8 protein-coding genes are annotated in these 12392 nt (G+C 60.6%); 3 read left to right on the top strand and 5 right to left on the bottom strand.

The genetic code is table 11. The features are described from left to right. Positions 1-425: hypothetical protein (locus VF672_RS04965; RefSeq protein ID WP_331102069.1), on the top strand; the 425-nt coding region annotated here is incomplete at its 5' end. A gap of 702 nt (positions 426-1127) precedes the next feature. Here VF672_RS04965 and pgm read toward each other — a convergent pair. From pgm to VF672_RS04990, 5 genes are all read right to left on the bottom strand, one after another. Then, the gene (gene pgm / locus VF672_RS04970) at positions 1128-2771 is read right to left on the bottom strand and encodes a phosphoglucomutase (alpha-D-glucose-1,6-bisphosphate-dependent) (protein ID WP_331102071.1); all 1644 of its coding nucleotides are present in this window, start codon (positions 2769-2771) and stop codon (positions 1128-1130) included. A gap of 174 nt (positions 2772-2945) precedes the next feature. Continuing rightward, entirely contained in the window at positions 2946-5222 is a 2277-nt protein-coding gene (locus VF672_RS04975; protein ID WP_331102073.1) for an ATP-dependent DNA helicase, read from the bottom strand. 688 nt (positions 5223-5910) lie between these two features. After that, on the bottom strand, positions 5911-7308 hold the full coding sequence (locus VF672_RS04980) for an aminotransferase class I/II-fold pyridoxal phosphate-dependent enzyme (protein ID WP_331102075.1): 1398 nt from the start codon (positions 7306-7308) through the stop codon (positions 5911-5913). A gap of 96 nt (positions 7309-7404) precedes the next feature. Further along, entirely contained in the window at positions 7405-8907 is a 1503-nt protein-coding gene (locus tag VF672_RS04985) for a hypothetical protein (RefSeq protein ID WP_331102077.1), read from the bottom strand. Positions 8908-9428: 521 nt separating this feature from the next. Next, the gene (locus VF672_RS04990) at positions 9429-10451 is read right to left on the bottom strand and encodes a zinc-dependent alcohol dehydrogenase family protein (RefSeq protein WP_331102080.1); all 1023 of its coding nucleotides are present in this window, start codon (positions 10449-10451) and stop codon (positions 9429-9431) included. 474 nt (positions 10452-10925) lie between these two features. Here VF672_RS04990 and VF672_RS04995 point away from each other — a divergent pair, with 474 nt between their 5' ends. Together VF672_RS04995 and VF672_RS05000 are read left to right on the top strand one after the other, a co-directional pair. Beyond that, on the top strand, positions 10926-11840 hold the full coding sequence (locus VF672_RS04995) for a LysR family transcriptional regulator (RefSeq protein WP_331102082.1): 915 nt from the start codon (positions 10926-10928) through the stop codon (positions 11838-11840). 445 nt (positions 11841-12285) lie between these two features. Continuing rightward, the coding region (locus VF672_RS05000) for a ribbon-helix-helix domain-containing protein (protein WP_331102084.1) at positions 12286-12392 on the top strand (107 nt) is incomplete at its 3' end.

Below are 12392 nucleotides of genomic sequence, written 5' to 3' on the forward strand. Positions count from 1 at the left end.
CAGCAGCGGTGAATCAAGAGCGTCTGCCTAAGGGCAGACGTTTCGCCTTCGGCGAGTTACTTGATAAAGCCCCAACTAACCAAGGGCTTTTGCTCTCGGTTGGGCCCTTCCTTCGTCAGGGTTCCTTCACTCCGGTCTCGCGCCGTGGGCCCGCGCCGAACGGACATCCATGTCCTGACGGCGCTCTCGCCGCATCCATGCGGCTCGACCCACTCCGCGAAACCTCCGTTCAGCCTGCACCCAAGTCGCGTTTGGCGGTGTTAGGGATTTTTGTGTTCGAAGATCAAGAGCAGATCAAGTGCAGATCTGGTACAGATCAAGTGCAGATGCAGATCAAAGGCTTCCCGGCTGAAGCCGGTCCTACAGAACACCGCGTGTATTCAGTGAGGCCGGCTTTAGCCGGGAATGGCCCCGGAGCGTCCTGAGATGCGTGCCCACGCGGAGCGTCGGCACGATCAACAAAGCTTGCGTGCAATCAGTGGAATTGGCTCCGACTGTAGGACCGGCTTTAGCCGGGCATGGACGCGGAGCGTCCTGAGATGCATGCCCACGCGGAGCGTGGGCACGATCAATAAAGCAACGCGTGCAATCAGTGGAATTGGCTCCGACTGTAGGACCGGCTTTAGCCGGGAATGGACGCGGAGCGTCCTGAGATGCGTGCCCACGCGGAGCGTGGGCACGATCAACAAAGCAACGCGTGCAATCAGTGGAATTGGCTCCGACTGTAGGACCGGCTTTAGCCGGGAAGCTTTTGATCTGCACTTGATCTTGATCTTCTTCCGCGATGGCTCAAACACCAAAAATCGCGACTTGGGTGCAGGCTGAACGCAGACGACACCCAGTGGGCCGAGCGGCATGGATGCCGCGAGAGCGCCGCTAGGACATGGATATCCGTTCGGCGCGGGCCCACGGAGTGTCGTCGGAGTGAGGGTATTCCGACGAAGGAGGAACCTAGCCAGGAGCAAGCACCCTTGGTTACTTGGGGATGGTGCGACTTTCGACTTTTCCAAGTAACTCGCCGAAGGCGAAACGTCTGCCCTTAGGCAGACGCTCTTGATCTTCGTACGCCGAGCATCAGGCCGACCCGGATATCAGGCGAACCCAATACCGAGGGTCGACACAAAGCTTCAAGGCGCTATCGCGCTATCAACCAACACCTGCGCCTCTTCGACCAGACGCTTCAGATGCTCCTCGCCCTTGAAGCTCTCGGCATAGATCTTGTAAATATCCTCAGTCCCCGAGGGCCGCGCGGCAAACCAGCCATTCTCGGTAATGACCTTCAGGCCACCAATGGCCTGATCGTTGCCAGGCGCCTTGCTGAGGATGCTTTCGATCTTCTCCCCTGCCAGCTCGGTCGATGTCACTTGCTCAGGCGACAGCTTGCTCAGCAACGCCTTCTGCTCGAAATTGGCCTTCGCTTCGACGCGGGTCGACACCGGCTCACCCAACTCATCGGTCAACGCCTTGTACATCTCACTCGGATCGCGACCTTTGCGCGCGCGGATTTCTGCGGCGAGCAATGCCGGGATCAACCCATCCTTATCAGTGGTCCAGACTGTGCCGTCACGGCGCAGGAACGACGCTCCGGCGCTTTCTTCACCGCCGAAGCCCAGGGAGCCTTCGAACAAACCTTCCGCGAAGAACTTGAACCCGACCGGTACCTCGTAAAGGCGGCGGCCCAGGCGACGAGTGACGCGGTCAATCATGCCGCTACTCACCACCGTCTTGCCGACGGCTGCGTCCGCGCGCCACTGCGGGCGGTTCTGGAACAGGTAGTCGATCGACACCGCCAGATAATTGTTCGGCGCCAGCAGGCCGCCAGTCGGCGTCACGATCCCGTGGCGATCGTGGTCCGGGTCGCAGGCGAAGGCCACCTGGAAGCGATCCTTCAGACCAATCAGGCTCTGCATGGCGAAATTGGAGGACGGGTCCATACGGATCTTGCCGTCCCAGTCCACGCTCATGAAGCGGAAGGTCGGATCGACGAACTTGTTCACCACTTCCAGATTCAGGCCGTAGTGCTCACCGATCGCCGACCAGTAACGCACGCCCGCGCCGCCCAGCGGATCAACGCCCAGGTGCAGATTGGCGCCACGAATGGCGTCCATGTCGATGACGTTTTTCAGGTCCGCCACGTAGGTGTTGATGTAGTCATGGCGGTGGGTCGTGTCAGCGCGCAGCGCTTTCTCGTGGGTCATTCGGCTGACACCGACGACTTGCTCGGCCAGCAATTCGTTGGCTTTGTTCTCGATCCACTTGGTGATGTGCGAGTCGGCCGGGCCGCCGTTGGGCGGGTTGTACTTGAAGCCACCACTTTCCGGCGGGTTGTGCGAAGGCGTGATGACGATGCCGTCAGCCAGGCCCGAGGTGCGCCCGCGGTTGTAGCAGATGATGGCGTGGGAAATCGCCGGCGTCGGGGTGTATTCGTCACCCTCGGAAATCATCACGTTGACGCCGTTGGCCGCCAGCACTTCCAGTGCAGACGCCGCGGCCGGGGTCGACAGGGCGTGGGTATCAGCGCCGAGGAACAGCGGGCCGTCGATGCCGTTGGCCTGGCGGTACAGGCAGATTGCCTGGCTGATCGCCAGCACGTGCCACTCGTTGAAACTCAGCTCGAACGAGCTGCCGCGGTGCCCGGAGGTACCGAACGAGACCCGTTGGGTCGCCACCGACGCGTCAGGCTGGCCGGTGTAGTAGGCCGTCACCAGACGAGGAAGATCGACCAGCAATTCTGCAGGCGCCAATTTGCCCGCGAATGGACTGATACTCATGCGAAACCTCCGTGGATGAAAAATAAGGAAATGACAAAAACAAAGCGGCCTGCCCAAGCGGAAAAAAAACCTGAACCGACACATGAAATGCCGACAGCGCGGCAGTTTACTGGCAGTTGGACCGTGGCGCTCGGCTAATGATCCGTAACGTCCTGAGACAATTAGCTGGCCACCTCACAGCTGCCACCACGCCGGCAACAGCTGCTGAATCTTGCGTTCGGCAAAGCGGTCGTCGATCAGCACCACCACGCCGCGATCGTCCTGGCCGCGAATCACCCGACCCGCAGCCTGCACCACTTTCTGCATGCCGGGGTACAGATAGGTGTAGTCGTAACCGGCGCCGAATAACAGGCTCATGCGCTGTTTCAGTTGCTCGTTGACCGGGTTGATCTGCGCCAGGCCCAACGTGGCGATGAACGCCCCGATCAACCTCGCACCCGGCAGGTCGATGCCCTCGCCAAAGGCCCCGCCCAGCACCGCAAACCCGATGCCCTGGCTGGAAGGCGTGAAGCGATCGAGAAAGTCCTGACGTTGCGTCTCGGCCATGCCTCGCGATTGCTGCCAGATTGGCACGCCCGGGTGGCTGCGCTCCATGAGATCGGCGACTTGTTGCAGGTAATCGAAGCTGCTGAAGAACGCCAGATAATTGCCCGGTCGCGCCTCGAACTGTCGCGCCATCAGTTCGACGATGGGGGCCAGCGAGGCCTGACGGTGGGTGTAACGCGTCGAAATGCGGCTGACGATTTCCACGTCCAGCTGCGAGCGATGAAACGGCGATTCGACGTCGACCCAGGCCGTGGTTTCGGGCAGGCCGAGTAAATCGCGGTAGAAATGCCGTGGATTGAGCGTCGCGGAAAACAGTACCGCGCTGATCGCCGCCGTCAGCCGCGGTCGGACAAACCCCGCGGGCACGACATTGCGCAGGCACAGCCGGGACAATGACTTGCTGCCCAACTCGCGCTTGCTGATGTCGAACAGGTAGTGCTCGTCGAACAGCTCGGCAATTCGACCAAACTGGATTACCTCGAAATAGAAGCTCTGCAGCTCGCCATTGGCCGCTTCGGGCTGCTCGTTGAAGTAATCGCCGAACGCAGTAATGCACAGGTTGAGGCTGTTGAGCAGCTTGGCCGGCGTGGCGGCATACGCCTGGTACGGCGCGACCTGCTGCTTGTGCAGCGCGTTCCAGTCACGGTTGAGCCGATCCAGCGCTTTTTTGACCGGCGCCGGCGCGTTTTGCCGGACCTGGTTCATGCTGTGCTGATCGAGGGTCGCGCTGTACATCGACCGCGCCCGCTCCACCATGTTGTGCGCCTCGTCCACCAGCACCGCCACGCGCCACTGATTGAACTGACTCAACCCGAACAGCATGCCGCTGAGGTCGAAATAGTAGTTGTAGTCGGCGATCACCACGTCCGACCAGCGCGCCAGCTCCTGGCTCAAATAATACGGACAGACCTGATGGCGCAGCGCGACCTCGCGCACCCCGGCCTGGTCGAGCCACGGTTTGATCATCGCCTCACTGCGCGCCGCAGGCAGTCGGTCGTAGAAACCCTTGGCGAGCGGGCATGAATCCCCGTTGCAGGCCTTGTCAGGGTGCTCGCACGCCTTGTCCCGCGCCACCATCTCCAGGACCCGCAGGCTCAGCTCGGGAGCGCTTCGGCCAATCACGCTCAAGGCGTCCAGCGCCAGCTTGCGTCCGGGCGTCTTCGCGGTGAGAAAAAACACCTTATCGAGCTTGCGCGTGGGCGCGGCCTTGAGCATCGGGAACACCGTGCCGATGGTCTTGCCGATCCCCGTGGGCGCCTGCGCCATCAGACAGCGCCCGGTGCTGACCGCCTTGTACACCGACTCGGCCAGCGCCCGCTGCCCGGCGCGGAAATCGGCGTGGGGAAACTTCAGGGCGCCGAGCGCATGGTCACGAGCATCGCGGTGGGCCAGCTCCTGCCGCGCCCAGTGTAAAAAGATGCCCGCCTGAAGCTCGAAGAACGCCTGCAACTCAGCCGCGATGAAGCGCTGCTGAATGAGGGTCTCCTGCTCGGTAATGATGTTGAAGTACACCAGCGCGAGGTTGACCTCGGGCAGCTGCAATTGCTGGCACAGTAGCCAGCCATACACCTTCGCCTGCGCCCAGTGCAGCTGACGGTGGTTGGCGGGCAGGCGGCTCAGGTCGCCGCGATAGGTCTTGATTTCTTCGAGCTGATTGAGCGCCGCATCGTAACCATCCGCCCTGCCCCGAATCGTCAGCTCATGAAAAACCCCGCTGAGCGCTACCTCGGACTGATACTGCGGCCCGCGCCGCGCCGCCACCGTACGATGGCCCGCAATCCCCTCCTGAGCCGTGGGCGACGGGGTAAACCGCAAATCCAGATCGCCGAACTTCGCCGTGAACTCACACAACTCCCGCACCGCGACCCGATAACCCGTTTCAGGGTCGACAGCGGCCGTCGCCACAGGCTCCAAAGAAGCTGCAGGGGTAGCGGGAGAAATGGCGGAGAGGGAAGTCACTGAAAAGCCGGGCCGTCGATCAGAACACTGGACGGACGTACAGATAACAGCTCAACGCAGTCGTGGCAAACGGAAATGGATTGGCGGACGGATTTCGGCGCAGAGCGCCATGGGATGCATCCCCACGCAGAGCGTGGGAACGATCAACCCGTGGAGTCTGGAGCTGTGTTTAACGATCAAAATTGATAGCGCACCTACGGGCCTCTTCCCGGCTAAAGCCGGTCCCACGAAAAGCGCCGCGTACACCCTGTGCGACCGGCGGCGCCCCATGTAGGACCGGCTTCAGCCGGGAAGCTTTTGCTCTGCACTCGATCTGTTCTTGATCTGTTTTTGATTTCTTACACAGGAAGTCCAGACGACACCCATCGCGACTTGGGTGCAGGCCGAACGCAGACGACGCGCAGTGGGCCGAGCCGCATGGATGCCGCGAGAGCCGCCCCCCGCCATGGATGGCGGATGGCGGCGGGCCCACGGAGCGGGACCGAAGTGAAGGAACCCGACGAAGTCGGGCCAATCCAGGAGCAAGCACCCTTGGTTACTTGGGGTGCTTTTCCAAGTAACTCGCCGAAGGCGAAACAGTCTGCCCCCAGGCAGACGCGTTTGATCTTGATCTAAACGTAGATCCGAAAAGAACCTACGCCAGCCGCTCCTGCACCAACGCATTGCGAACAACGACCAGCATCGACTCGATATTCTGCGACCAATCCACCGTCGCGCAAATACGCAGACATTGCTGATGCAACCCACGCGCACTGAACAACTCCCCCGGCGCGACAACGATCCGCTGCTCCAGCAATCGATTGAAAACCCGTGCCGTGTCCACCCGGTGCACACTCTCCAGCCAGATCGACGCCCCGCCCCGCGGACGCTCAAACCGCACCTCATCCCCCAGGTACTGCTCCACCCCGCTCGCCAGCTCATCCACCCGGTGTTCAAGGCAGCCACGCAACTCGCGCAAGTGCCGATCAAGATGCCCCGACGCGTACAAACGCGCGATTGCCTTCTGCCGAACCGGCGGCAAGCGAAACGAACGCAGCACCAACTGCTGATGCCACAGCGCCCGGGAGTGCCGGCTCAGCAGATACCCGAATGGCGCCTCCAGCCCGATCATCTTGTCGAACGCGCCGACCACCAACAGCCGCTGCGGATCGATCAAATCCCGAAACGGCGCGCCAGCCTCCTCGAAACACAAGGCGCCGTGCGTGTCGTTCTCCAGCACCCACAGCCCATGCAGGTTCAGCACCTGCGCCATCAGCTTGCGCTGCGCGGAGGCCATCATCTGCCCGCGAATCGGGTCCATCTGCGACGACACAATCGCCATCTTTACGTCTTCGCGCTGGATCACCGCACCCAGCTCATCGGCGTTGATCCCGCCCTGCCCATCGGTGGTCATCTCGATCACCCTGATCCCGAAGGACTGTAGCGTGCGCAGAATGCTCCAGCCGCACGGCGACTCCACCAGCACGGCGCAGTCGCGCAGCTGAAGCGCCTCGACGACGGTCTTCAACACGCCAGTCTTGTCGGGTCCGATAAAAACGTTGTCGGGGTGCCAGCAATGCTCCGTCGACGAGGTATAGGCGCCAGCCAGGGCCGTGCGCAACTCCATCTCACCGAAGGGTTGAAATTGTGGGTCAGGCTGGCAGGGATAGTGGCGCATCAGGTCGCGCTCGCCGTTCAGCAGTGCACCGTGGAGCGAGAGCAACAGTGTCGGCTCATCGGCGCCGAAGACAAACATGTCCGGGCGCCGGGCGCCGGCATGAAAACGCGTAAACAGGTCATCGCCTTCCAGCGTCACGTCGTGGCAAGGGTTCGGCAGCGCGAAATAACCGGATTTGGGCACCGAGCAGATTCGCCCTTCCTTCTCGAGAAGGCTGTAGGCGTTCTGAACGGTGGAAATCGACACCCGCAGCCGCCGCGCCAAGAGGCGCAACGAGGGCAGGCGCACGGCCGGCCCGGCGGACAGTTCGTTGGTCAGCCTGAGCAGGTAGCGATACACCATCTGGTAGGCAAAATCGGTTTTATGGTGATCCATCGAACAACCTCCTCCCTGCGCCAGGCGCTGGGTCAATCTTCAAGAGCCCCGCTCACGGCTCGGGGCTCATCGCCTGACATCGCGTCACATCGACGCTCATCGCCCTGAAATCAGCTCCGTGGTCTGGAGGCCCGTGTGCGGATCGACTGTCGACACCCGCTGTTTGTCGGGGTCACTTGCCCGCACGCGGGCGATGATCGAGCGCTGGTCGCTGAAGTCCACGCAGCGTTTGCCGTACAGCGATTGAAGCCCCTTGAGGCTCAGGCCGCTAACGTCCACGAGCCAGTGCGCCACTAGATCGGGCGAAAGCTGCCCGGCGAGCGTTTTGTGCAAATCGCCGAGCCCGACCAGCATGCCGGGGTGATAGCGGCGCAAAAAATCTTCGAGCCGGGCGCCGGCATCCACAAAGGGTGAAAACAGCAGGCACACCCATTGCGTCTCACCCAGGCCAAAGGCCTCCTGGCCGTAGCCTTCGGCAAGTTGACGGCGGTCGTCGATTTTTTCCGGGCTGTCGTACGCTGCCAGCGCCTGTTTGATCAGCCGGGCGGGCATCCGCTTGCGGCGCATGATGCCGGCGGCCAGCTGCAGGTACTCGGCAATGCCGTCGCTGTAGGCCCGCCCTTCAATGAATTCGGCCTTGAGGCCCCTCAGATGCGCCATCAGCAGTGGATTGGCGCAATCCGATTCACTGAAGTTGAACGCCAGGTCGTCGAACCGAAAGCCCAGAAAATCAGTGAGCAGCCCCCAATGCTCCTCTGCGCGAAAGCCCATCAGGTCCGTCGTGGTCAGCAAGGTCGGCGCAGCCGCTCGGTACGGGTAAACCGCTGGGCGATTGTCAGCCGACGGCTCTGCCTCATCGCCGTACAGCTGCGCGTAATAAGCGCGTCCGACACGGTCGATGACGCTCAACGCCTCACTGAAACCCAGCGTGTGCCAGGGGTCGACCTTCTCCCCGCCGTGCCGCGCCAGGCGCATGATCCAGGTCGCGTATTGCTTTTGCTCCTTGGGCGACTCGCCACTTATCACGGCATTGACCCCACTCCCCCAGCAGGCTGCACGGGCCAGAAAGTCCGCCATGCCCAGATAACACCTGTTGCAGAAGGTCGTTCGCGCATCGCCCGCCGTCAGGTGCCCGCTCAGCAGCAGATCGGAGCGATTCTGATCACGACCCGCCAGCGAAAACGGCAGGTCGGATTCGAAAATCTGCACGTACTGCTGATCGATGACCAACAGTTCGACCCTGGGGTCGTCATGCAGAAACAGCGCCGAGTAGCAGCGGTCCATATTGCCCATCACCGCCGAGGTAATGCCCGCATGGCGCATAGTGCCCACCCGCAGCCTGAACGTCGCCGGCCCTCGTGCGGCGATACTCAGTTGAGCCGCACGTAACATGGCCACGGTATAAGCGCTGTCTTTACCGCCGCCGAAGGCGACCAGTACTTTATAACCACCGATTTTTTCAATACCGCCCGCGGCGACGATCAAACGCTGGATCAATAACTGCAGTGCCGTTCGTTCGCTGCGATTAAAGTAACCCGAGAGACGCTGAAGCACTTGTTGATAGACGTTATTCATTGCCTGCTCATGCAGTGAACTCATGGCTTTAACCCCTGGCTTGCAGGGACAACGGCAATGTCTGCAGTGGATGCAATACCCGTCATGCAGGGCCCAGGCGCCAGGGCCACGAGCGCGCCGAGTCGATTAGCAGACGCCGCCGACAGTGGAAGGTCAAAACGCATAGACTCGTTCCTTGAGCATTTGATAATTCAAACTATTATCGGCGTCTTTAAAACGATTACAAGCCAGTCATTGCCGACACGTAAGTGCTCTCGTTTCCCCAACTCGGCATCGGATATAAACAGCGACGTTTATTGGTGTTTAATACCGACTTATAAAGCCCGGATTAATCACCTTAAATCCATTTCCGAAGTCGAACGCATTGCGCGTTAAAGCACTGATAAACACTCTATAAACAAAAAAGCCTTCCAGAATGTTCAGGAAGGCTTCGATGAGCAAATGACCGGTAACTGACAGGGCCGCAACCTTCAGACAGGTTTGCTGCACCTCAAGCTCGACGCCAGGTCATACGCGTCGAGCATGAAACGGGCGATGGTCTGCCCTCAGGATGGATCAACTTCCACAACCACACGACCACCCACCGGGCAACCGTCCATCAAACGGTGGGCTTCGACCAGTTGATCGAACGGGAACACTTTGGTGATCTGCGGCACCAGCATGCCGTCAGCCGTCATCTGATTGATCTCGCGCAACGCACGCTTGATCGCTTCTTCGTCCTGCTTGATGCCCAGTTCCGGCTTGCCGGTGAAGTTGCCCACGCAATGGACAAAGAACTGGATGTTCTTCTGGAACGCTGCACACGCCGGAAACGGCGTCTGGTTCCCACCCTGCAGGCCATAGAGAATCAGACTGCCACGAGGGGCCAGCACATCTCCCAGGATCGACATCTGCGGGCCACCCAAACCGTCAAGGACAATGTCCACGCCACGGTTATCGGTGTACCGATTGATCGTCAGCAGCAGATCCTCTTCCTCGGTGACGATCACCTTGTCCGCGCCCATCTTCAGCAGGTACTCGCGGCAGGCATCGCTCTTGGTCGCCGCAATCACCTTGACGCCCAGTGCCTTGCCCAGTTGCAGGAATGCAGGGCCGGCGCAGTGACTCGCGTCAGTGACCAGCGCCGTTTGCCCCGGTTTGGCCCGTGCCAATTCGACAAAGGCAAAGTACGCCACCAGCATCGGCGTGTAATGAACGGCCGCCTGATTGGGTGTCAGCACGTCCGGGTAAAGGGTCACGGAGGTACGCGGCAACAGGATCAGCTCGCCGTAGACCGGGTGCACGTTAGGGTCAGCCGAAGGGAAGCTGGCGACCTTGTCGCCCACTTTGAGGTCGGTGACGCCGTCGCCGACGGCGGTAATGACGCCCGCCATTTCAGAACCCAGACCGGCCGGCAGGCGAGCCTGGGATGAAGCCAGATTTTGCCGCCACAGCACGTCGTACCAGGTGACGCCGATCGCCTGGACGCGCACTTGCACCTCGCCGGGTGCAGGCAACGCGACCGGCAGCTCTTCTACTTTGAGCACCTCGGCCGGGCCGAACTGATGAAAACGGATCGTGCGGGACATTTCGAACCTCGCCTTATGAACCTTGATGCCATGAACTCTATCCGGGCGCCGCCGGTAACACTATCAGTGGCTATTAATAGTCGACATGCCTGCCATCGATTCTGATGAAGCAGGCGGTCGTTGTTTCTACCGCAGCCGTCCCGGGCCTGCAGGGCGCACATTGTTGGGTGCTCACCGCGACATTGCAACCCGAAGGCCAAACATCGATGAAGCAGTGCCGCCACTTCGGCTGCCGTGAACCCAGTAACAAAGGGCCACTATCTGAATGTTGGTCCTTTTTCGAGGACCAAGGTTTCATCAGGAGTGATCGGCGGACCGCGGAAAACCGCGTTTACAGCCGCGCCGGAAAATTCAACAATGCAGACCACCGGTATTTACCCGTAATATCCGTGGCTGAGCTGAACACGTGGCGCGCGTCTGGGCCGCCGCTGCTGTTTTGAACACGTACCGACCCATGTCCCTGAGACCCCCGTCATGAATCGCAACGACCTGCGTCGCGTCGACCTCAATCTGCTCATCGTTTTTGAAACACTGATGCACGAACGCAGCGTCACTCGCGCTGCCGAGAAGCTGTTTCTCGGTCAGCCGGCGATCAGTGCGGCGTTGTCGCGACTGCGCGGGCTGTTCGACGATCCGCTGTTCGTGCGCACCGGGCGCAGCATGGAGCCCACCGCGCGGGCCATCGAAATCTTTGGTCTGCTGTCCCCTGCCCTCGACTCTATCTCCACGGCAGTGAGCCGCGCCGCGGACTTCGACCCGGCCACCAGCACGGCGGTGTTCCGCATTGGGCTGTCCGACGAAGTTGAATTCGCGTTGCTGCCCCAGTTGCTCAAGCGTCTGCGTTCGGAGTCGCCGGGCATCGTACTGGTCGTGCGCCGTACCAACTACATCCTCATGCCGGCGCTATTGTCTTCCGGCGAAATCTCCATCGGCGTCAGCTACACCGATGACCTTCCCGCCAACGCCAAGCGCAAAGTGCTGCGCCGCAGCAAACCCAAACTGCTGCGCGCCGACACCATGCCTGGGCCGATTACCCTGGACGACTTCTGCGCCCGCCCCCATGCACTGGTGTCCTTCGCCGGCGACTTGGGGGGCTTCATCGACGAACACCTGGAAAAAATCGGCCGCAAACGCCATGTCGTACTGGCGGTTCCGCAGTTCAACGGCCTGGCCACGCTGATTGCCGGGACCGACATCGTCGCCACAGTGCCGGACTACGCGGCGGCGGTATTGACCGCTGCCGGCGGTGTACGCTCGGAAGAGTTGCCAATCGAATCACGCACGTTTGAGCTGCACATGGCCTGGCGCGGGTCGCAGGACAACGATCCGGGGGAAAGGTGGTTGCGGTCGCGGATTCAGATGTTTTTTGGCGACCCTGACAGTCTTTAGCGTCGTCGGGTAGGCTGTTTATCTGACATTTTTGCCTTTCGACAAACCATGGAGCTCCATTCACTTCCGGTGGATTGCTACGTTGGGGGCATATCTAAGGGGTTTATCAACTCGTCCGTAAGGGGGGTAAGGCATTACCGCAGGAAAAGCCGATAGGCCTGGAACAGGCGCTGATGAAGTTTGACCCATCTGCCGAAAAAACGCGGACCCAAGCAACCTTTAAGTAAGGCTGTGGCCGTCTGTGCTGGGCATCTACCTGTCCATGTTGGGCATTCTTGCCCCAGCAGGGAGGGCAATTCTGCATCACCGCAAACATCTTCCTGATTGGCGCCGAGTCAGCCATCACCGGATCGCCGGATGCCGGCCCCAAGCTATTCTCCTGAGCGAGAATGGCATAATATGCCAACAACCAAAAGTACCTGTTTGCATAGAGCTGGAGCTAGTTATGGCGACGCGAAACGTTGTGCTCACCCCTCACCAGGATCAGGTTATTCATGACCTGGTGCAGTCCGGCCGTTATCAGAATGCCAGCGAAGTGATGCGGGAAGGTTT

This window comes from Pseudomonas sp. (assembly GCF_036387035.1).
In the GTDB taxonomy this organism is placed as follows: Bacteria; Pseudomonadota; Gammaproteobacteria; order Pseudomonadales; family Pseudomonadaceae; genus Aquipseudomonas.

What these genes read in the sequence shown, in the direction of transcription:
- pgm (WP_331102071.1), bottom strand. Translation starts at nt 2,771, where the DNA reads ATGAGTATCAGTCCATTCGCGGGCAAATTGGCGCCTGCAGAATTGCTG.
- VF672_RS04980 (WP_331102075.1), bottom strand. Translation starts at nt 7,308, where the DNA reads ATGGATCACCATAAAACCGATTTTGCCTACCAGATGGTGTATCGCTAC.
- VF672_RS04990 (WP_331102080.1), bottom strand. Translation starts at nt 10,451, where the DNA reads ATGTCCCGCACGATCCGTTTTCATCAGTTCGGCCCGGCCGAGGTGCTC.
- VF672_RS04995 (WP_331102082.1), top strand. Translation starts at nt 10,926, where the DNA reads ATGAATCGCAACGACCTGCGTCGCGTCGACCTCAATCTGCTCATCGTT.
- VF672_RS04985 (WP_331102077.1), bottom strand. Translation starts at nt 8,907, where the DNA reads ATGAGTTCACTGCATGAGCAGGCAATGAATAACGTCTATCAACAAGTG.